The sequence below is a fragment of the Martelella sp. AMO21009 genome, from assembly GCF_053484295.1.
This window is the reverse complement of the sequence record NZ_JBAKFR010000017.1, coordinates 80,025-101,645: the sequence shown is the minus strand read 5'-3', so window position 1 is coordinate 101,645 and position 21,621 is coordinate 80,025. Positions and strand designations below refer to the sequence as shown.

Annotated in this window: 17 protein-coding genes; 6 read left to right on the top strand and 11 right to left on the bottom strand. The window is 63.2% G+C overall.

Annotated elements, in window-relative coordinates; genetic code table 11:
* Positions 1 to 223: 223 nt before the first annotated feature.
* Positions 224 to 1,222: a thiosulfate ABC transporter substrate-binding protein CysP gene (gene cysP, locus V6766_RS17365; RefSeq protein ID WP_448468595.1), complete on the bottom strand. Its 999-nt coding sequence runs from the start codon at positions 1,220 to 1,222 to the stop codon at positions 224 to 226.
* Between the two features lie 275 nt (positions 1,223 to 1,497).
* Here cysP and V6766_RS17360 point away from each other — a divergent pair, with 275 nt between their 5' ends.
* The gene (locus V6766_RS17360; protein ID WP_448468593.1) at positions 1,498 to 2,379 is read left to right on the top strand and encodes a 2-hydroxy-3-oxopropionate reductase; all 882 of its coding nucleotides are present in this window, start codon (positions 1,498 to 1,500) and stop codon (positions 2,377 to 2,379) included.
* Positions 2,380 to 2,608: 229 nt separating this feature from the next.
* Here the strand turns inward: V6766_RS17360 and mce are convergent, their stop codons facing one another.
* Genes mce through V6766_RS17340 form a run of 4 tightly spaced genes read right to left on the bottom strand, consistent with a single transcriptional unit; the run spans position 2,609 to position 8,718 of the window.
* Positions 2,609 to 3,010, bottom strand: coding sequence for a methylmalonyl-CoA epimerase (mce, locus tag V6766_RS17355; RefSeq protein ID WP_448468591.1), 402 nt, complete (start codon positions 3,008 to 3,010; stop codon positions 2,609 to 2,611).
* Positions 3,007 to 5,148, bottom strand: coding sequence for a methylmalonyl-CoA mutase (gene scpA, locus V6766_RS17350; protein WP_448468589.1), 2,142 nt, complete (start codon positions 5,146 to 5,148; stop codon positions 3,007 to 3,009). Before scpA ends, mce begins: the two co-directional genes overlap by 4 nt.
* 22 nt (positions 5,149 to 5,170) lie before the next feature.
* A complete protein-coding gene (locus tag V6766_RS17345; protein WP_448468587.1) occupies positions 5,171 to 7,174 on the bottom strand; it encodes an acetyl-CoA carboxylase biotin carboxylase subunit in 2,004 nt (667 codons plus the stop codon).
* An 11-nt stretch (positions 7,175 to 7,185) separates the two neighbouring features.
* Positions 7,186 to 8,718 (bottom strand): acyl-CoA carboxylase subunit beta, encoded by a 1,533-nt coding sequence (locus V6766_RS17340; protein WP_448468585.1) that lies wholly within the window; start codon positions 8,716 to 8,718, stop codon positions 7,186 to 7,188.
* A 118-nt stretch (positions 8,719 to 8,836) separates the two neighbouring features.
* Between V6766_RS17340 and V6766_RS17335 the strand changes: the two genes are divergently transcribed.
* Positions 8,837 to 10,246, top strand: coding sequence for a helix-turn-helix domain-containing protein (locus V6766_RS17335; protein ID WP_448468583.1), 1,410 nt, complete (start codon positions 8,837 to 8,839; stop codon positions 10,244 to 10,246).
* Between the two features lie 10 nt (positions 10,247 to 10,256).
* On the opposite strand, the gene V6766_RS17330 is transcribed toward V6766_RS17335, so the two are convergent.
* Entirely contained in the window at positions 10,257 to 11,180 is a 924-nt protein-coding gene (locus V6766_RS17330) for a LysR family transcriptional regulator (protein ID WP_448468581.1), read from the bottom strand.
* Positions 11,181 to 11,715: 535 nt separating this feature from the next.
* On the opposite strand from V6766_RS17330, the gene odc2 reads away from it, so the two are divergent.
* Positions 11,716 to 12,849, top strand: a complete 1,134-nt coding sequence (gene odc2, locus V6766_RS17325) for an ornithine/lysine decarboxylase (RefSeq protein WP_448468579.1) — start codon at positions 11,716 to 11,718, stop codon at positions 12,847 to 12,849.
* Positions 12,850 to 12,956: 107 nt separating this feature from the next.
* Positions 12,957 to 13,544 (top strand): GNAT family N-acetyltransferase, encoded by a 588-nt coding sequence (locus V6766_RS17320; protein WP_448468577.1) that lies wholly within the window; start codon positions 12,957 to 12,959, stop codon positions 13,542 to 13,544.
* A gap of 111 nt (positions 13,545 to 13,655) precedes the next feature.
* Here the strand turns inward: V6766_RS17320 and typA are convergent, their stop codons facing one another.
* The 4 genes from typA to uxaC form a co-directional block, all read right to left on the bottom strand.
* Positions 13,656 to 15,479: a translational GTPase TypA gene (gene typA, locus V6766_RS17315; protein ID WP_448468575.1), complete on the bottom strand. Its 1,824-nt coding sequence runs from the start codon at positions 15,477 to 15,479 to the stop codon at positions 13,656 to 13,658.
* A 315-nt stretch (positions 15,480 to 15,794) separates the two neighbouring features.
* Entirely contained in the window at positions 15,795 to 17,633 is a 1,839-nt protein-coding gene (feoB, locus tag V6766_RS17310; protein WP_448468573.1) for a ferrous iron transport protein B, read from the bottom strand.
* Between the two features lie 83 nt (positions 17,634 to 17,716).
* Complete coding sequence (locus tag V6766_RS17305) at positions 17,717 to 17,995, bottom strand: FeoA family protein (RefSeq protein ID WP_448431845.1); 279 nt, start codon at positions 17,993 to 17,995, stop codon at positions 17,717 to 17,719.
* 117 nt (positions 17,996 to 18,112) lie between these two features.
* Positions 18,113 to 19,516, bottom strand: a complete 1,404-nt coding sequence (uxaC, locus tag V6766_RS17300) for a glucuronate isomerase (RefSeq protein WP_448468572.1) — start codon at positions 19,514 to 19,516, stop codon at positions 18,113 to 18,115.
* 75 nt (positions 19,517 to 19,591) lie between these two features.
* Between uxaC and V6766_RS17295 the strand changes: the two genes are divergently transcribed.
* On the top strand, positions 19,592 to 20,275 hold the full coding sequence (locus V6766_RS17295) for a GntR family transcriptional regulator (protein WP_448468570.1): 684 nt from the start codon (positions 19,592 to 19,594) through the stop codon (positions 20,273 to 20,275).
* On the top strand, positions 20,272 to 21,177 hold the full coding sequence (locus V6766_RS17290) for a sugar kinase (protein WP_448468568.1): 906 nt from the start codon (positions 20,272 to 20,274) through the stop codon (positions 21,175 to 21,177). Before V6766_RS17295 ends, V6766_RS17290 begins: the two co-directional genes overlap by 4 nt.
* A 29-nt stretch (positions 21,178 to 21,206) precedes the next feature.
* Here V6766_RS17290 and V6766_RS17285 read toward each other — a convergent pair whose 3' ends face one another.
* On the bottom strand, positions 21,207 to 21,596 hold the full coding sequence (locus V6766_RS17285) for a RidA family protein (RefSeq protein ID WP_448468566.1): 390 nt from the start codon (positions 21,594 to 21,596) through the stop codon (positions 21,207 to 21,209).
* Positions 21,597 to 21,621: the final 25 nt, after the last annotated feature.

The window sequence follows — 21,621 nt, the reverse complement described above, 5'->3', positions numbered from 1 at the left end:
CAATCCAGCGGCCCGCAGCTGCATCACAACAATAGCGCAGATCCAACAAACAATGCTCGGGCTTGACCCGAGCATCCAGGCCACACGGAGAACGTCGCCTGGACCCTCGGGTCAAGCCCGAGGGTGACGCGGAGAGGGTGGGAAACGAGGTGCAAATCGGAGGCACGGAAAAAGCCGCACCGCCTTTCGATCAGGCAATGCGGCGCTCCTTGACAGGCTGCGGTTACCGCCCCGACTGGATCTGGTCCAGCACGCCGCCATCGGCGAAGTGGGTCTCGTTGGCCGCTTCCCAGCCGCCGAACACGTCTTCCACGGTGATCAGCTTCACCTCGGGGAACTTGTCGGCATATTCGGCCTTCACTTCCTCGTTATGGACGCGGTTGTTGAAGGAGGCGACGATTTCCTGGCCCTGCTTGGTGTAGAGGAATTCGAGATAGGCCTTGGAAACCTCCTCCGTGCCGCGTTCCTGGGCGACCTTGTCGACGACGGCGACCGGGAATTCGGCGAGCAGCGACATGGAGGGTACGACGCGCTCATATTCGTCTTCGCCATACTGGGCGCGGATGTTTTCCACTTCCGCCTCGAAGGTGATCAGCACATCGCCGATGCCGCGTTCGATGAAGGTGGTGGTGGCGCCGCGGCCGCCGGTGTCGAACACGGCGACATTGCCGAGGAAATCGCCGACGAACTCGCGCGCCTTCTCGTCATCGCCGCCGAACTGATCGAGGGCATAGCCATAGGCTGCGAGATAGGTGTAGCGGCCATTGCCGGAGGTTTTCGGGTTGGGGAATACCAGCTCCACGCCTTCGGCGGCGAGATCGTCCCAGTCCTCGATACCCTTCGGATTGCCCTTGCGCACCAGGAAGGCCGGCAGCGAGTAGTAGGGCGAGGCGTTGTTCGGCAGCGCCTGCTGCCAGTCGGCCGCGACGAAGCCGTTATCGGCGAGGATCTGCACGTCGAGCACCTGATTGAAGGTGACGAGGTCGGCCTTCAGGCCCTGCAGGATGGCGCGGGCCTGCTTGGAGGAGCCGGCATGCGACTGCTTGATCTCGACATCGTCGCCGGTTTCAGCCTTCCAGTATTCGGCGAAGGCCGGGTTGATCGTGGCGTAGAGTTCGCGCGCGATGTCGTAGGAGACGTTGAGGATTTCCACCTGGTCGGCCTTGGCCGGCGTGGTGAAGAGCAGGGCGGCGCCGAGAGCGGCGAGGAGTGTCTTCTTCATGAAATGAACCAATCTGCTGAATGGAAGGATCGTGAGGCGGAGATTATGAAAAGTGGCGAATTTGCGCCAAGAAAACCCTTCGCCCGAAGGCTGCTTCTTTGGAAAATTATAGTCGCGTTTCGTCCCTGAAACGGCTTTTGTTTTCGTGGCGCGCGGATCGGCCCGGCGGCCAACGCCTGAAAATTTGGTCCCCATCCCGTGCGGAGATGCTAACGCGTGCTATAGGTTCGCAGAACCCGTGACAAGGTCTTCTACTATCGCGAAGGAACAGTTTCATGAAAATCGGATTTATCGGCCTCGGCCTGATGGGACGCCCGATGGCGGCCAACCTGATCGAAGCCGGCCACGAACTCTTCATCAACCGGGTAAAGCCGGTCTCGCAATTCCTCGTCGAAAGAGGCGCGACCGCCTGCGAAACGCCGAAGGCGGTGGCCGAGGCCGCCGAGATCGTCATTACCATCGTCTCCGATACGCCGGATGTGGAAGAGGTGCTGTTCGGCGAGAACGGCGCGGTCCACGGCCTGTCCAAGGGCAAGATGGTGATCGACATGAGCACGATCTCGCCGGTGGCCACGCGGGACTTCGCCGAGAAACTGGCCGCGATCGGCTGCGCCTATCTCGATGCGCCAGTCTCCGGCGGCGATATCGGCGCGAAGAACGCCACGCTGACGATCATGGTCGGCGGCGCGGACGAGGACTTTTCCCGCGGCAAGCCGTTGTTCGAGGCAATGGGCAAGACCATCACCCATATCGGCCCGGTCGGCGACGGCCAGACCGCCAAGCTCGCCAACCAGATCGTGGTTGGGCTGACGGTCGAGGCCGTGTCCGAAGCGCTACTGTTTGCGAAAAAGGCCGGCGCGGATCCCGCCAAGGTGCGCGAGGCCCTGATGGGCGGCTTCGCCGGCTCGCCGATCCTCAAAATTCACGGTGAGCGGATGCTCAACCGCACCTTCGATCCCGGTTTCAGCATGCGGCTGCAGAGGAAGGACATGTCGCTCGTCGTCAACGCCGCCCGCGAGATCGGCCTTGCGCTGCCCAACGCTGCGTCCACCGAGCAGTTGATGAACGCCGCAATCGCCCGCGGCGACGGTGAACTCGACAATTCTGCGTTGATCCGCACGCTGGAGGCGATGGCGGGGCTTGAAGACGAGGCGTGAGCGCAAGTCGCGCTCTGACCGTGCCGCCTGCTCCCGATATTCTCTCCCGCTGGCGGGAGAGATGCCCCGAAAGGGGCAGTGAGGGTGGCGCGGCATTTCAAACCGTGAAGGCGTTCGCGGTGACAGGCTCCCCCCTCACTGTCGCTTTCGCGACATCTCTCCCCTCCGGGGCGAGAAGACTTGGGGGCTTTGCGGCGAGGCCTGCGTGGTGATCCGGTAGCCGAGGAATTTACTCCTGTTCGAATTCGATCAGCGCGCCCTGGAAATCCTTTGGGTGCGCGAAGAGGACCGGTTTGCCGTGCGCGCCGGTCTTCGGCTTACCGTCGCCGAGCACGCGGATGCCGCGTTCGCCGAGCCTTGCCGAGGCTTGCGTGATGTCTTCCACCTCGAAACATAGGTGATGGATGCCGCCGCTCGGGTTCTTGTCGAGAAAGCCGGCGATCGGCGAGCCTTCGCCCAACGGATGCAGCAGCTCGATCTTGGTGTTGTCGAGGGTGATGAACACCACCGTGACGCCATGCTCCGGCAGGTCCTGCGGTTCGGAAACCTTTGCGCCGAGCGCTTCATAGCTTGCGGCGGCCTCGGCAAGGTCGGGCACGGCGATGGCGACGTGGTTGAGGCGGGTGATCATCGGTTGCGCCTCTTGCCTTCGAGCAGGTCGAGCAGCGAATTGGCGGAATCCAGCACATTGGTGCCGGGGCCGTAGACGGCGGCCACGCCGTTTTCGAGCAGGAAATCATAATCCTTGCGCGGTATGACCCCGCCGACGACGACGATCACCTCGTCCGCGCCGCGCTTCTTCAGCGCGTTGACAAGCTGCGGGGCCAGCGTCCTATGGCCGGCGGCGAGCGATGACATGCCGACGATATCCACCTTCTCGCTCAGTGCGAGATCGGCGGCTTCCTCCGGCGTCTGGAACAGCGGGCCGGCGACGACATCGAAGCCGATATCGCCATAGCCGGAGGCGATCACCTTGGCGCCGCGGTCATGGCCGTCTTGGCCGAGCTTGGCGATCAGCACGCGCGGCGCGCGGCCTTTCGTTTCCGCATAGGCCTTCAACCGGTCGGTGATCACGGCATATTCGGGGTCGTCCTTATAGGCCGCGCCATAGATGTTGCGCACCACTTTGGGGGTTGCGGCATAGCTGCCGAAAGCCTCGCGCATCGCATCGGAAATCTCGCCGACGGTGGCGCGGGCACGGGCTGCCTCGACGGCCGCCTCCAGCAGGTTGCCCTCGCCGGTTTTCGCCACCTCGGCAAGGCGGGCAAGCGCCCGGTCGCAGGCTTTCGGATCGCGTTGGCGGCGGGTCTGTTCGATCCGGCGGATCTGGGAAGCCTTGACGGCCGAATTGTCGATATCGAGCGTTTCGATCGGCTCCTCGTTTTCAAGCCGGAACCTGTTGACGCCGACGATCACCTCCTCGCCCCGGTCGACGGCGGCCTGGCGGCGGGTGGCGGCCTCCTCGATCATCTTCTTCGGCAGGCCGGCATCGACGGCGGCGGTCATGCCGCCTTCCGCCTCGATCTTTTCCATCAGCGCCCAGGCCTTGTCGGCAAGGTCGTTGGTCAGGCTCTCGACGTAATAGGAGCCGGCCAGCGGATCGACCACTTTGGTAATCCCGGTCTCGTTCTGCAGGATCAGCTGGGTGTTGCGGGCGATGCGGGCGGAAAATTCGGTCGGCAGCGCCATCGCCTCATCCAACGCATTGGTGTGCAGCGACTGGGTGCCGCCGAGCGCCGCCGACATTGCCTCGTAAGCCGTGCGGATGACGTTGTTGTAAGGGTCCTGCTCCTGCAGCGATACGCCGGAGGTCTGGCAGTGGGTCCTGAGCATCAGCGAGGATGCCTTCTTCGGCGCGAACTCCTCCATGATCCGCGTCCACAAAAGGCGCGCGGCGCGGAGCTTGGCGGCCTCCATGAAGAAGTTCATGCCGATCGCGAAGAAGAAGGATAGCCTTCCCGCGAAGGCATCGACATCGAGGCCCTTGGCAATGGCCGCGCGGACATATTCGCGCCCGTCGGCAAGCGTGAAAGCCAGTTCCTGCACCAGCGTCGCGCCCGCCTCCTGGATGTGGTAGCCGGAAATCGAGATCGAATTGAACTTCGGCATTTCCTGCGCGGTATATTCGATGATGTCGGCAATGATCCGCATCGAGGGTTCGGGCGGATAGATATAGGTGTTGCGGACCATGAACTCCTTCAGGATATCGTTCTGGATGGTGCCGCTGAGTTTTTCGCGGGGCACGCCCTGTTCCTCGCCGGCGACGATGAAGCTTGCAAGGATCGGGATCACCGCGCCGTTCATGGTCATCGACACCGAGATCGTCTCGAGCGGAATGCCGTCGAACAGGATCTTCATGTCCTCGACCGAGTCGATCGCGACCCCCGCCTTGCCGACATCGCCTTCCACGCGCGGATGGTCGCTGTCATAGCCGCGATGGGTGGCGAGATCGAAGGCGACGGAAACGCCCTGCTGGCCGGCAGCGAGGTTGCGGCGGTAGAAGGCGTTGCTCTCTTCCGCCGTGGAAAACCCGGCATATTGCCGGATGGTCCAGGGCCGTCCCGCATACATGGTCGCGCGCGGCCCGCGCACGAAGGGGGCAAAGCCCGGCAGGCTGCCGATATGGTCAACGCCCTCTAGGTCCTGCGCCGTGTAGAGCGGCTTGACGGCAATGCCCTCCGGCGTGTTCCAGGTCAGCTCTTCGACCGGCTTCTTCGCCTCCTTTTCGGCAAGCGCCTTCCAGTCCGCTATGGTCTTGTCGTTCGCCATGGTCATATCCTCCCGCCGGTCATCACTCGAATTCCATGATCATTTCATCGACGGCAAGGCTTGCGCCGGTTTCGACGGCGATCGTCTTCACCACGCCGCGCTTTTCGGCGCGCAGGATGTTTTCCATCTTCATCGCCTCGACGGTGGCAAGCGCCTGACCGGCCTCCACAGTATCGCCGGCGGCAACCGAGAGCGCGGTAATCACGCCCGGCATCGGGCAGAGCAGCATTTTCGAGGTGTCCGGCGGCATTTTGTGCGGCATCAGTTTCGCCAGCGCCGCCACATGCGGCGAGCGCACCCTTGCCGTGACATCCATGCCGCGCCAGCGCAGCCGGATCGCCGGACCCTTGAGATCCACCTTGATGCCGAGCGAAACGCCATCGACCTCGAAGGCGGCGTGGCTTATGCCCGGCTTCCAGTCGCTGGCAACGCTTGAGGTCTTGCCATCGGCGAAGGTGATCGTCGCCTTGTCGCCTGTCGCGATTGTCAGCGTGAAGGCGTGGCCGGCAAGCGTCACCACCCAGTCGGCGCCGACAGACCGGCGGTGATTGTCGATCGTGCCGGAAATATGCGCTGCCCGGTCCTGCACCCGGTAATTGATCAGCGCGGCGATCGCCGCCAGCTTGCGGGCGGCATGATCATCCGGTTCGACGCCGGTAAAGCCCTCGGGAAATTCCTCGGCGATATAGGCGGTCGTCAGCCGTCCGGCGCGGAACCGCTCCTGACGCATCACCGCCGAGAGGAAGGGCAGGTTGTGGCCGATGCCCTCGACCTCGAAATTGTCGAGCGCGTCGCTCATCGCGTCGATCGCGCTGGCGCGGTCGGGGGCGTGGGTGCAGAGCTTGGCGATCATCGGATCGTAATACATCGAAATCTCGCCGCCCTCGGTGACGCCGGTATCATTGCGCACCACCGAGCCATCCGGATACGCGCCTTCCTCCGGCGGCCGGTAGCGCGTCAGCCTGCCGATCGAGGGCAGGAAATTGCGGTAGGGGTCTTCGGCGTAAAGTCGGCTTTCGATCGCCCAGCCGGTGAGCTTGACGTCGTCCTGACCGATCGTCAGCGCCTCGCCGGATGCCACCCGGATCATCTGCTCGACCAGATCGAGACCGGTCACAAGCTCGGTCACCGGGTGCTCCACCTGCAGGCGGGTGTTCATCTCCAGGAAGTAGAATTTGTTTTCCTTGCCATCGACGATGAATTCCACCGTGCCGGCGGAGTGGTAGCCGACGGCCTTGGCCAGCGCCACGGCCTGTTCGCCCATCGCCTTGCGGGTCGCTTCATCGAGAAAAGGCGAGGGCGCTTCCTCGATGACCTTCTGGTTGCGCCGTTGGATCGAGCATTCGCGCTCGCCGAGATAGAGACAGTTGCCATGCTTGTCGCCCAGCACCTGGATTTCGATATGGCGCGGCTCGGTGACGAATTTCTCGATGAAGATGCGGTCGTCGCCAAAGGCGTTCTTGGCTTCATTCTTGGAGGACTGGAAGCCCTCGCGCGCCTCCTCGGCGTTCCAGGCAATGCGCATGCCCTTGCCGCCGCCGCCGGCCGAGGCCTTGATCATCACAGGATAGCCGATCTCGTCGGAAATCCTCACCGCCTCGTCGGCATCGGCGATCAGCCCCATATGGCCGGGCACGGTGGAAACGCCGGCCTCCGCCGCAAGCTTCTTCGAGGTAATCTTGTCGCCCATCGCCTCGATCGCGCCGACCGGCGGACCGATGAAGGCGATGCCTTCCTTCTCGAGGGCTGCGGCAAAAACCGGGTTTTCGGACAGGAAGCCATAGCCCGGATGCACCGCGTCCGCGCCCGTCTTGCGGATCGCGTCGAGAATCTTGTCGATCACGATATAGGACTGCGCAGACGGCGCCGCGCCGATATGCACGGCCTCGTCGGCCATCTTCACATGCAGCGCGTCGCGGTCGGCATCGGAATAGACCGCGACCGTTGCAATGCCCATTTTCTTCGCGGTCTTGATGACCCGGCAAGCGATTTCGCCGCGATTGGCAATAAGGATTTTCTTGATCATGTCTGCGGGCCTCAAAGCGGTATCGTGTCGTGCTTCTTCCAGTGCGTCTCCGCCCGCTTGTTGCGCAGCGAGGCGAAGGCGCGGGCGATGCGGCGGCGCGAGGAATGCGGCATGATCACCTCGTCGATGAAGCCGCGTTCGGCGGCGACGAAGGGGTTGGCGAAGCGTTCCTCGTATTCGGCGACCTTCGCGGCGATCTTTTCCGGGTCGCCGAGATCGGCGCGGTGGAGGATTTCTGTCGCGCCCTTCGCGCCCATCACCGCGATTTCGGCCGTCGGCCATGCATAATTGATATCCGCGCCGATATGCTTCGAGGCCATCACGTCATAGGCCCCGCCATAGGCCTTGCGGGTGATCAGCGTCACCATCGGAACGGTCGCCTGGGCATAGGCGAACAGCAGTTTCGCGCCGTGCTTGATGACGCCGCCATATTCCTGGCCGGTGCCCGGCAGGAAGCCCGGCACGTCGACCAGCGTCAGAAGCGGAATATTGAAGGCATCGCAGAAGCGCACGAAACGGGCGGCCTTGCGTGATGAGTCGATATCGAGGCAGCCGGCCAGCACCATCGGCTGGTTGGCGACGACGCCCACGGTCTGGCCCTCGATCCGCATGAAGCCGGTGATGATGTTTCTGGCGAACGCCTCCTGAAGCTCGAAGAAATCGCCCTCGTCGGCAAGTGCCAGGATCAGCTCCTTCATGTCGTAGGGCTTGTTGGAGCTGTCGGGGATCAGCGTGTCGAGGCGCTGTTCGATCCGGCCTGGATCGTCATGGAACGGGCGCACCGGCGGCTTCTCGCGGTTGTTGAGCGGCAGGAAATCGAACAACAGCCGGACCTGCTCCAGCGTTTCGATGTCGTTTTCATAAGCGCCGTCGGCGACAGATGATTTTTTCGTATGGGTGTCGGCGCCGCCGAGCTCTTCCGCCGTGATCACCTCATTGGTGACGGTCTTGACCACATCCGGGCCGGTGACGAACATGAAGGAACTGTCGCGCACCATGAAGATGAAATCGGTCATCGCCGGGGAATAGACCGCCCCGCCGGCGCAGGGGCCCATGATCACCGAAATCTGCGGGATCACGCCGGAGGCCTCGACATTGCGGCGGAAGACTTCGGCATAGCCCGCAAGCGAGGCGACGCCTTCCTGAATGCGCGCGCCGCCCGAATCGTTGAGGCCGATCACCGGCGCGCTGTTCTTCACCGCCATATCCATGATCTTGCAGATCTTCTGGGCATGGGTTTCAGACAGCGAGCCGCCGAGCACGGTGAAATCCTGCGAGAACACATAGACCTGCCGGCCGTTGATCGTCCCCCAGCCGGTGACCACGCCATCGCCCGGCACTTTTTGCCCCGCCATGCCGAAATCGACGCAGCGATGAGTGACATACATGTCGTATTCTTCGAACGAGCCTTCGTCGAACAGCACCTCGATGCGCTCGCGCGCCGTCAGCTTGCCCTTGGCGTGCTGGGCGTCGATGCGGCGCTGACCGCCGCCGAGACGAGCCTCCTCGCGGCGGCTTTCCAATTGCTCCAGAACTGTTCGCATGTCTCTCCCCATGTCACTCGACCGTGGCCATAACCCAAAGCCGCGTGCCAGAATATGATTGAACGCGCGCGTTTGTTAAATTATAAAATGGCAAATCCGAAATTGCGAATTTGCGAACATGGCCACCGGAAAACTCTTCATCGGACGCAAGGTGCGTGAACTCAGGCTTCAGGGCAACATGACCCAGAGCCAGTGCGCCGAACGGCTCGGCATTTCGACCAGCTACCTCAACCAGATCGAGAACAACCAGCGTCCGGTTTCGGCCGCCGTGCTGCTGGCGCTGGCGGAGAAATTTCAGCTTGATCTCAGCGAGCTTTCCTCGGGGGAGGGCGACCGGCTGCTTTCGGCGCTCACCGAGGCGCTGACGGATCCGGTGTTCGAGAACTATACGCCCGGCCTGCAGGAGCTGAAGCTTGTGGTCCAGAACGCGCCCGGCTTTGCCCACGCGCTGGTCGCCGCCCATCAGGCCTATCGCCGGATGAACGAGCAGCTTGCGGGTTTCGACGATACGATTTCGCGCGCGAGCCCGCTGGAGGCGACGCCTTACGAGGAGGTGCGTGACTTCTTCCACTTCGTCGACAACTACCTGCACGATCTCGACATCGCCGCCGAAAAGCTGGCGGCGGAGATCGGCATCGGCGAGGCGGATGACGCAGCGCTTCTCGCAGCCCATCTGGAGAAGGCGCATGGCGTCCGGGTGCTTCGGATCGGGCCGGAAAGCGCGCTGATCCGGCAATATGATCCCAAGCAGCGTACGCTGGCGGTCAACGCCTCGGTGCCGCAATCGACCCGCAATTTCCAGATGGCGTTGCAGATCGGGCAGTTGCATGCTGCAGATCTTATCGACAGGATCGCGGCGGAGGCGGGGTTCCGCTCGCCTGAGGCCGTCGATATCTGCCGCGCCGGGCTAAAGAACTATTTCGCCGGCGCCCTGATCATGCCCTATCGCAAGTTCCTGACCGCCGCCCATGAGCTGCGCCACGATATCGAACTGCTTGCCGCCCGCTTCGGCTCCTCGCTGGAGCAGGTCTGTCACCGGCTTTCCACGTTGCAGCGCCCGGGCCAGAAGGGCGTGCCGATCTTTTTCGCGAGGGTCGACCGCGCCGGCAACATCACCAAGCGCCACAGCGCCGCCAAGCTGCAATTCGCCCGCTTCGGCGCGGCCTGTCCGCTCTGGAACGTGCACCAGGCCTTTGAGCAGCCCGACCGGATCATCCGCCAGCTCGCCGAAACGCCGGATGGCGCGCGCTATCTCTGTCTGGCGACCCAGATCACCAAGGGCGGCGGCGGCTTTTTTGCGCCCAAGCCCACCTATGCGATCGCGCTCGGCTGCGAGGTTTCCTATGCGGGCGCCTTCGTCTATGCCGACGATCTCGACGCCGACAATCGCGCCGCCTTCAGCCCGATCGGCATTTCCTGCCGGATCTGCGAGCGCACAAAATGCCCGAGCCGCGCCGTGCCGCCGCTGAAACGCAAGATCGAGGTCGACCAGAACCAGCGGCATTTCCTGCCCTATGAACTGATGTAAGGCCGCGCCTCTATTGGACCTTCGGTCCGGCCTCGGTGCAGTTGTTCGGGAACCATCGCGTCAGGAAATCGACGAAGGTGCGCACCTTCTGCGGCAGATAGCGGCGGTGCGGGTAGATGGCATAGATCGCCGCGCTGGTCGGCAGATGGTCATCGAAAAGGGTGACGAGTTCTCCGGACGCGACCGCTTCACGCGCAATGAAATCCGGCACCAGCGCCACCCCCAGCCCGGCAATCGCGCCGCGCATGGTCGCGATCGGCGAGTTGACCGAAACCGGGCCGTGGATCGGCACGGTATAGACGGTGCCATCTTCCGGGTTCTTGAACCTGAGCGAGCCGTGGGATTTCGGATTGGTATCGACCAGGAACGGCACATGGGCCAGATCTGCGGGCTTTTCCAGCGGGCGGTCGAGCGCCGCCAGCCATGTCGGCGACACGCAGATATGCGACTTGAAATCGGCAAGCTTGCGCGCGATCAGCGCTGAATCCTCGAGGCTGGTGATCCGGATCGCGACATCATAGCCTTCCTCCACAAGATCGACGAACCGGTCCTCGGCGACGATTTCGAGCGAGAGGTCCGGATGGGTTGCGGTGAAATCAAGCAGCGACCGGCCGACCGGGGCATCGATGAAGGTGCGGGGCACCGAAACCTTGAGCTTGCCGCGCAGGTCGGAATTGTTGGCGCGCACCGTATCGGAGAGATTGTCGACGTCCTGGACGATGTCGATAACGCGGCGATGGTAAAGTTGTCCCGCCTCCGTCAGCGAGAACTGGCGCGTCGTGCGGTTCAGCAGCAGCACGCCGAGATCGTCCTCCAGCTCGCGCACATATTTCGAAAGCAGCGCCTTGGAGCGGCCGGTCTTGCGGGCGGCGGCGGAAAAGCCTTCCGCTTCGACCACATCGATGAAAGCCCGCATTCTCGTCAAAGTGTCCATTGCCGCTCCTTGAAAGCGCTTGCGAAAAAATTACTGAAGTTTTGTCAATCAGATAGCATCTTCAACGGGATACAGGGGAAGATTTTGGGGGTGCCCCACTTGATTTTCAAGTCCGGTTTTAATATCTCTCCGCTTGCCCAAAGTCGCGCGTGCCTGTGGGTGTCCGCCGAACTCTCGAATGGTGAGGGTCACGGTAAGGTACCTGGAACTAACCCCTCCAGTCGCTTCCCGGCCAACCGGTCAAGCGAGGACATCTTGAAGCAACGACGGTGCGGGCCTTTCTGGTGTCTCCCGGATTTCCATCCCCGGGGTACTAAAGAGGCACATACCTTCATTGCCGGAAGTGCGGCGGGTCAATCCCCCAATCCAAGGCAGACAAAGCCGGATCATCCTTGCTTGCAGGGCTGATTCAAACTTGAGCGTTCGCCGCAACCGTTCCCCGGGGTCTCCACCGGCCGGGTTCGTGCGCGGAGCGATGCGCCCTTTGTCATCCGGGAAAATACCGGATCAGAATGCTTCAGAAGGGGTTAGAACAATGACCACCGAGCGTATCGCCGAATTCTTCCGCACCCGCCGCCCCGATGGCCCCTGCCTCGTTGTGGACCGCGAAGTCGTGCGCGACAACTACACCGCCTTCCGCCGCGCGCTGCCCAACAGCGACATCTTCTACGCGGTCAAGGCCAACCCCGCGCCGCAGATCCTCGAGCTGCTCGCAGGCCTCGGCTCCAACTTCGATTGCGCGTCCGTCGCCGAAATCGAAATGGCGCTGGAAGCCGGTGCCACCGCTGACCGCATCTCGTTCGGCAACACCATCAAGAAGGAACGCGACATCGCCCGCGCCTATGCGCTCGGCGTCAACCTGTTCGCTGTCGATTGCCATGAGGAAGTCGAGAAGATTTCCCGTGCAGCCCCCGGCGCGCGCGTGTTCTGCCGCGTTCTGACCGATGGCGAAGGTGCTGAATGGCCGCTGTCGCGCAAGTTCGGCTGCGTTCCGGCCATGGCCGTCGACGCGCTGGTCTATGCCCATCAGCTTGGTCTGGAAAGCTACGGCGTATCCTTCCACGTCGGCTCGCAGATGACCAAGGTTGAAGCCTGGGACGCAGCGCTTTCCGATGCCAAGCGGGTGTTCGCGCAGCTTGCCAAGCAGGGCATCTACCTGCAGATGGTCAACATGGGCGGCGGCTTCCCGACCAAGTATCTGCGCGACGTGCCGACGGCGGAAGCCTACGGCCAGGCGATCTTCGCGGCGCTGTCCCGCCACTTCGGCAACCAGCTCCCGCGCACGATCATCGAGCCCGGCCGCGGCATGGTCGGCAATGCCGGCGTCATCAAGTCGGAAGTGGTTCTGATCTCGAAGAAGTCCGACGATGACAAGCATCGCTGGGTATTCCTCGACATCGGCAAGTTCGGCGGTCTCGCCGAAACCATGGACGAGGCGATCCGTTATCCGATCCGCACCGAGCGTGACGGCGACGAGATGGAGCCCTGCGTTCTCGCCGGCCCGACCTGCGACAGCGCCGATGTGATGTACGAGAAGAACATGTATCCGCTGCCGATCTCGCTGACGATCGGCGACGAGGTTCTGATCGAAGGCACCGGCGCCTACACCACGACCTATGCGTCGGTGGCGTTCAACGGCTTCGAGCCGCTGAAATCCTACGTCATCTGAGGATTTCCCTTGCACATCGGTGCGGCTTGAGGAGAGCCGCACCGGGATAGCCGACCGGGGCCACGCCCCGGCCATCCTGTTGCACTGTAATTTTGGGGGATAATCCGATGGCCCCGGTTCTTGCTGAAATCGCTGTTCAGTCTTTCGTTATTGCCGAAGAGGCCTCTTTCGACGTGCCCGCGCGCGAAGCGCTGCTCGATCGCGCCATGGGCCCGATGCGCAAGAAGAAATCGTCGGAGAAGATCCGCCGCAACCGGCTGCCGGCCGATGGCCTCGCTCTCGTTGCCCGCGATGCCGCCGGCATGTTGATCGGCACGGTGCGCCTCTGGCACGTGGATGCCGGCATTGCCGCCGATGGGCGCGGCGTGCCAGCACTTCTCCTCGGCCCGCTCGCCGTCGAGCCCGGCCTTTCCGGCAAGGGCGTCGGCGGTACGCTGATGCGCGCCGCGATCGCCGAAGCCGCGGCCCGCGGCCACGGCGCGATCCTGCTCGTCGGTGATCCGGAATACTACGCCCGCTTCGGCTTTTGTGCCGACAAGGCCGAACTCTTGGTCATGCCCGGCCCGTTCGAACGCCGCCGTTTCCTCGGCCTCGAATTGAAGAACGGCCACCTCGAAGGCGCCGCCGGCGTTCTCGTGGCCTCGGGCCGGAAACTCCCGTCCGCACGGGTCAAACCCTTCCGCCGCGCCGCCTAAGGTTCCTTCACCGTAAAAAGCTCCGCTGGTTTCCGATCAGCGGAGCTTTTGCGTTTGGCACAAAAAACCCGGCCGCCGGGGCCGGGTTCGTTCATTCGGTTCTGCAGTCGCTCAACCCGCAGCGCGGGCCTTCTCGAAGCGCTTGCGCTCGTTGGAGTCGAGATACATCTTGCGCAGGCGGATCGACTTCGGGGTGACTTCCATCAACTCGTCGTCCTGGATCCAGGAGAGCGCGCGGTCGAGCGTCATGCGGATCGGGGGCGTTAGCTTCACCGCTTCGTCCTTGCCGGCGGAGCGGATATTGGTGAGCTGCTTGCCCTTCAGCACGTTGACCTCAAGGTCGTTGTCGCGAGTGTGGATGCCGACGATCATGCCGGCATAGACCTTGTCGCCCGGCTCGATGATCATCGGGCCGCGATCTTCCAGGTTGAACATCGCGTAGGCGACAGCCTCGCCAGCCTGGTTGGAAAGCAGAACGCCCTGGCTGCGGCCGCCGATCTCGCCCTTGTAGGGCTGGTAGTCGTGGAACAGGCGGTTCATGATCGCCGTGCCGCGGGTATCGGTCAGAAGTTCGGACTGGTAGCCGATCAGGCCACGGGTCGGCGCGAAGAAGCGCAGGCGCACGCGATCGCCGCCGGACGGGCGCAGCTCGACCATTTCGCCCTTGCGCTCGGCCATCTTCTGCACGACGACTCCGGAATGCTCCTCATCGACGTCGATGACGACTTCCTCGATCGGCTCCATCAACTGGCCGGTTTCGGCGTCATTGTGCATGACCACGCGCGGACGCGAGACGGCGATCTCGAAGCCTTCGCGGCGCATGGTCTCGATCAGTACGGCGAGCTGGAGTTCGCCACGGCCGGAGACGTAGAAACTGTCCTTGCCCTCGGCTTCCTCGATCTTCAGCGCGACATTGCCTTCGGCTTCCTTGAACAGGCGGTCGCGGATGACGCGGCTCGTGACCTTGTCGCCTTCGGTGCCGGCGAGCGGCGAGTCGTTGACGATGAAGGACATCGTCACCGTCGGCGGATCGATCGGCTGGGCGGTGAGCGGCGTGGTGACTGACGGATCGCAGAACGTGTCGGCAACCGTGCCCTTGGAAAGGCCGGCGATCGCAACGATGTCGCCCGCCTGGGCTTCCTCGATCGGCTGACGCTCGATGCCGCGGAAGGCGAGGATCTTGGAGACGCGGCCGGTCTCGACGGTCTTGCCGTCCTGGCTCAGCACCTTGACCGCCTGGTTCGGCTTGATCGTGCCGGAATTGATGCGTCCGGTGATGATGCGGCCGAGATAGGGGTTGGCTTCCAGAAGCGTGCCGATCATCGAGAACGCGCCTTCGGCAACCTTCGGCGCCGGAACATGGTCGACAACGAGATCGAGAAGCGGGCCGAGGCCCTGGTCCTTCGGGCCTTCCGGCGAGGTGTTCATCCAGCCGGCGCGGCCGGAGCCGTAGAGAATGTGGAAGTCGAGCTGCTCGTCGGTGGCGTCGAGGGCGGCAAACAGGTCGAAGACCTCGTTGACGACTTCGTCGGCGCGGGCGTCCGGACGGTCGATCTTGTTGATCGCGACGATCGGGCGGAGACCGACCTTCAGTGCCTTGCCAACCACGAATTTGGTCTGCGGCATCGGGCCTTCGGCGGCGTCGACGAGAACGATCGCGCCATCCACCATCGACAGGATGCGCTCGACCTCGCCGCCGAAATCGGCGTGGCCGGGGGTGTCGACGATGTTGATGCGGGTATCCTTCCAGACAACCGAGGTCGCCTTGGCGAGAATGGTGATGCCGCGCTCTTTTTCGAGGTCGTTCGAGTCCATCACGCGCTCGTCAACGCGCTGGTTTTCGCGGAATGCGCCGGACTGTTTCAGAAGCTCGTCGACAAGGGTCGTCTTGCCATGGTCAACGTGCGCGATGATCGCGATGTTGCGAAGTGCCATATTTTTAGATCTCTGGGGCTGGGACGCAGTCAATGTTCTGGGGAGGAGCGCCCGGTACTCATGGGGGCGCTCTTACACATATTTTGACGAAAACGAAAGAGAATGTTTTGTGGCAGGGGTTTTGCGGTCGTTGTAAAGCGAGGCGTCGGGTCATTCGCTTATGGGTAGGATGCGTATTATACCGCCATTTTCTCATGGGTCATGCTCGGGCTCGACCCGAGCATCCAGGCGACACGGAAAACGCTGCCTGGACCCTCGGGTCGAGCCCGAGGGTGACCCGAGGTTGGGGTAAGGTGAGCGAAGATCGCAAGAGCCTCAACCGAAGCCGAGCAGGATTGCCCCCTGGTAGAACACGAAGGCCACCAGCCAGGCGTAAACCAGCGACACGACCAGCGAAAACACCATGAACATCGTCGAGCGGCTTTCCGCGCGCACGGTCGCGACCGTGGTCAGGCAGGGCGTGTAGAGCAGGCAGAACAGGCAGAAGGAATAGGCGGCCACCGGCGAAACGGTGAGGCCGATCTGGTGGGCGACGAGGCCCGCGGACATGGCGTAGATGGTCGAGAGCGACCCGATCACCACTTCCTTGGCGATAAAGCCGAAGATCAGCGCCAGCGTCAGGTAGGGATTTACTCCTATGGGCGCCATCACCGGCTGCAGGAATTCGCCGAGCCTGCCGCCCCAGGTATCAAGTCCCGTTGCATCCGTCGGGAAATTGGTCAGGAACCAGACCGCAATCGTGCCGACGATGATGAAGTTCGTGGCGCGGTGCAGGAAGATGCGGAGTTCGCCGTAGCCCCGAAGCCAAACCTGCCTGAGCGTCGGCACCCGGTAGGGCGGGAGCTCCAGCACGAAGGGCTCGGTATTCTTGAACTGTTTCGAGCGCGAGAAGATCGCGGCGGCGAGGAAGGCGGCGACGAAACTGATGATATAGAACGAAAACAGCACCAGCGGCCCCTGCGCCGGCGGAAACACGGCGGCGATGATGAATACGAAAACAGCCAGCCGCGCCGAGCACAGCGAGAAGGGGATGATCAGCATAGTCAACAGCCGGAGCGGCTGCGAGCGCATCACGCGGGTGCCCATCAGCGCCGGCACGTTGCAGCCGAAACCCATCATCTGCATCACGAAAGAGCGGCCGTCGAGGCCGACGCGGCGCATCCACGTATCCATCAGATAGGCCGCGCGCGAGAGGTAGCCGCTGTCTTCCACCGCCGCCATCAGGAAGAAGAACAGCATGATCAGCGGGATGAAGGAGGCGACGGTGGCGACGCCGAGCCAGATGCCGTTGATGACGAAGTTCTTCAGCCATGCCGGACCGAGATCGAGCGCCGGGGCGAGGACATGCGCCTGGACCCAGTCGGTGACGACGCCGGCCGCGTCCTGCGAGGGCAGGCCGAGCGCCCAGACGATATAGAAAACGACCAGCATCACCACGAAGAACAGCGGTAGGCCGAAAAGCGGATGGAGCAGCACCCGGTCGAGGCGCTCCGTCATCGTCTTCGGGGGCGTTTCCGGGTAATGGACAGCGCCATCGATGGTCTTGGCCAGCGTTTCGGGCGTCATCAGCGTGGCGCGCAGCGTATCGTAACCGGCAAGCCTTGCCGGCATGCCCTCATGGTCCGCAAGCGTGGCTGCGACCGAGGTCAGCGCCTCCGGATAGCCCTCGCCATATTTGGCGCTGATCAGATGCACCGGCAGGCCGAGCCGCGCCGACAGTGAATGCGTATCGATCGCGATCCCGTTGCGGCGGGCCTCGTCGGCCATGTTCAGCATCACCACGGCGGGCAGGCCGAGCAGTTTCACCTGCAGCGGCATCAGGATCTGGCGGTCGATCTGGCTGGCATTGACGACGATGATGACGAGGTCGACGGGATAAGTCTGCAGAAACTCTGCAACGACGGTCTCGTCCTCGGAAAAGCCTTCGAGATCATAGATGCCGGGCAGGTCGACGACCTCGACCATCCGCCCGCCGATCTTCACCCGCGCATTTGATAGCGAAACCGTGATGCCCGGCCAGTTGCCGACATGGGCGCTCGCGCCGGTGATCCGGTTGTAGAGCATCGACTTGCCGGTATTGGGCTGGCCGATGACGGCGATGCGCGGGATATCGTTTCGCGAAAGATCGGCTTCAGCCGGGGAGCAATGGGTCATCGTGCGTTCCGGGTCTTCAAAGTGCAGGACCGGGCGAGATCCGTCCGGCAATTTGACCCGGCGTGCCGTTTCGGCATCATCGTTTAAAGCTTTCGAACCTTGACCAGCGCCGCCTCCGAACGGCGGATGGCGATCTCGGTCGCCTTGCCGGCGCGCACCACGAGAGGTCCGCCGAACCAGCCGCGCCGGACCATCATCACCTGATGCGGGCTTGAAAGGCCCATCGCCCTCAGCCGCACCGCCAGCCCGTTTTCGTGACCGCCGGCGTCGATGATTTCGACAGTCCCGCTTTCGCCGGGCGCAAGGCTTTCCAGCGATACGATCCGGCCCTCTTCGGCCGACATCATGATCGGGTCTTGCATGGTTCGCTTCCCTGACGTTGTCACGCTTCTATGACACGGCAGCTTTATGGCGGCAATAGGTGAGTGTCACGGGAAGGTATAATTAAATTTCTGAAATATATGCGGTTTGCCGCATGCTCACAGCCTATAGGCGCGTTTGACCAGATTGTAGGTGAGGTCGCGGGCGACTTCCGGGGCCTCGTCCTCGTCCAGCCGGCCGGTGGTCACCAGCGTCGCCAGATAGGCGCAATCGACGCGGCGGGCGACATCGTGGCGGGCGGGGATCGAGCAGAAGGCGCGGGTGTCGTCGTTGAAGCCGACGGTGTTGTAGAAGCCCGCCGTCTCGGTGGTCATCTCCCGGTAGCGGCGCATGCCCTCGGGGCTGTCATGGAACCACCATGCCGGGCCAAGCTTCAGCGAAGGGTACGCGCCGGCAAGCGGGGCGAGTTCGCGCGTGTAGGCGGTCTCGTCCAGCGTGAACAGGATGATGCTGAGCGAGGGCTCCATGCCGACAGCGTTCAGCAGCGGGCGCAGCGCCTCGACATAGCTGGTCTGGACCGGAATATCGAAACCGACATTGCGGCCGTGCCGGGCCATCATCGGCACGGAGTGATTGCGGAACGAACCCGGATGGATCTGCAGCACCAGTCCATCCTCGATGCTCATCCGCGCCATCTCGGTCAGCATGTGGCCGCGGAAGGCGTCCGCCTCATCCGCGCTGCACGCGCCCTTCAGCGCCTTTTCAAACAGCGCGGCGGCGTCCGCTTTCGGCAGGTCCTCCGTGCGGGCGGTGGCGTGGCCGTGATCGGTGCTGGTCGCGCCGAATTCCTTGAAATAGGCCCGCCGCATGCGATGGGCGTCGAGATACTGGTCGTATCTGGTGGTATCGAGGCCGGTGATCGCGCCGAGTTTTTCGACGTTTTCGGCAAAGCCCTCGAAGTCGGGATCAACCACCGGGTCGGGGCGATAGGCGGTGATCACGCGCCCGCCGATCCAGCCGCTTTCGCGGATCTTCCGGTGCCATTTCAGGTCGTCGAGCGGGTCTTCGGTGGTCGCGATCACCTCGAGGTTGAACCGCTCGAACAGGGCGCGCGGGCGGAATTCCGGCCGCTTCAGGCAGTCGTCGATGTGATCGTAGAATTCATCCGCCGTGTCAGGTCCCAGTCGCTTGGTAAGGCCGAAGACGTACTCGAAGGCGTGTTCCAGCCAGCCCCGGCTTGGCGTGCCCCGGAACAGGTAGAAATTTTCAGCGAACAACCGCCAGATCGCCCGGCTATCGGTCTCGCTCGCGCCGCCGTCAATGCGGGCAACGCCGAGTTTCTCCGGCGCAATGCCCTGCGAGCACAACATGCGGAAAACGTAGTGGTCAGGCACCACGAACAGTTGCGCGGGATCCGGAAAGGGCTCGTTTTCGGCATACCAGCGCGGATCGGTATGGCCGTGCGGGCTGATGATCGGCAGCCTGCCGACTTCGCGATAAAGCGCGCGCGCCAGATCCCGCGCCTTCGGTTCAAGCGGAAAAAGACGGTCATTGTCGAGCATTTGCGGCTCCCTGGCGCATTGCAATTCGTGCCAAAACTAATATGTTAGTATGCGAGAAGTGTCAACGGAGGCCGCATGGTGGCCAGTTTAGACCAGCCCCGGCAGACGGTGACCGATCTGATCTTTGACAGGCTCTACCGCCAGGTCATCGAGAACGAACTGCCGCCCGGCACCAAACTTTCGGAAGCCGAGGTCGCGCGCAGGCTCGGCGTGTCGCGCCAGCCGGTACGCGACGCCTTTTACCGACTGTCGCAGCAGGGCTTTCTGCTGGTCAGGCCGCAGCGCGCCACGCTTGTCGCGCCTATTTCCGTTGAGGCGGTGATGCAGGCGCTGTTCATTCGCACGGCGCTGGAGGTGGCGACCGTCACGGCCGCTGCGGAGCAGGGAACGGACGAGGATTTCGACAGGCTCGACGCATTGCTCGAGGAGCAGGCGAGGGCGGTGCAGGCCGACGACCGGATGGGCTTCCATCGTCTCGATGACGAGCTTCATCGCCAGATCTGCGCGCTGGCGGGCCATGAATACGCCTGGACGCTGATCCGGGAACACAAGGCCCATATGGATCGCATCCGGCTGCTCTCGCTGTCCTTCACCGCCCATGACGCGCTGGCCGAGCACCGCGCCATCGTCGGCGCGATCAAGGCGCGGGATGCCGATGCCGCCGTTTCCGCCATGCGCCATCACCTTTCCCGGATCGCCGGCAGCATCGAGCGTATCCACCAGACCAATCCCAGTTTCTTCGATCAGGAACAGATATGAAAAACATTCTCAGCATCGGCGAATGCATGGTCGAGATGGCCCCGCGCGCCGATGGCGCCTATACGCGCGGATTTGCCGGCGACACCTTCAACGCCGCCTGGTATCTGGCGAAGCTTTTGCCCGAAGGCGCCACGGTGGATTATTTCACCGCCGTCGGTACGGATGCCGTTTCCGGCGAAATGCTCGATTTCATGGAGCGGTCGGGCGTCGGGACCGGTTGCATCCGCCGGGTCGAGGATCGCACGGTCGGCCTCTACATGATTGCGCTGAAGGATGGCGAGCGCTCGTTTTCCTACTGGCGCGGCCAGTCCGCCGCCAAGCGGCTCGCCGCCGATCGCGCGGCGCTTGAGGCGGCCGTGCGGGGCAGGGACCTCATCCTGTTCTCCGGCATCACCATGGCGATTGTCGACGAGGCCGATCGCGGCACGCTGCTGGATGTGCTGGCCGAGGCGCGAAAGGCGGGCGCGGTGATCGCCTTCGATCCCAATATGCGCCTCCGTCTCTGGCCCTCGCGCGCGGTGATGGCCGAGACCATCATGAAGGCCGCCGAGGTCAGCGACATGGTGCTGCCGTCGTTCGATGAGGACGGCGCGGTGTTCGGCGATGACAGCCCCGAGGCGACGATCGCGCGTTATCGCGCGTGCGGCGCGGAGACGGTGGTGGTCAAGAACGGAGTCGATACGATCCATGCCGAATCCGCAACGGAGGGCGCGATCACCTTCCAGCCGACGCCGGCCGAAAACGTGGTCGACACCACGGCGGCGGGCGACAGTTTCAATGCCGGTTTGATCGCGGCGCTCGCACGGGGCGAAAGCCTCGGCGATGCCATCGCCCGGGCCGCGGCTCTTTCTTCCCGCGTCATTGCAGCGCGCGGCGCGCTCGTGGACGACGCGGTTGGGTGAGGGGCGGATCTGCGTTCAGGTGGCCGACTTTACGGGATCTTGGCCGCGGTCACCTCGACCTCGACCAGAAATTCGGCGCGGGTGAAGCCCGAGACGATCAGCAACGTGGAGACGGGCAGGGGATCGGAAATGTACTTGTCCCGCACCTCCATATAGGCCGGGAAATCCTCGCGCATCGTCACATAGCCGTTGATGCGGACCACGTCCTCGAAGCCCATATCGGCCTCGGCGAGGATCTTTCCGATCGCCTCGAAGCACAGCTCGGCCTGGCCCTTGACCGAACGCGGGATGACCTCGTCCGCGCCGATGCCGAGCTGGCCCGAGGTGACCAGCAGCCCCGCGCCGGGCGGCACGTAAAGCCCGTGGCTGTAATTTCCGAAGGGTTTGCGCACGCCGTTTGGGTTGATGCTCTTTTTCATGAAACCGCCTCCGAATACTGCCGTG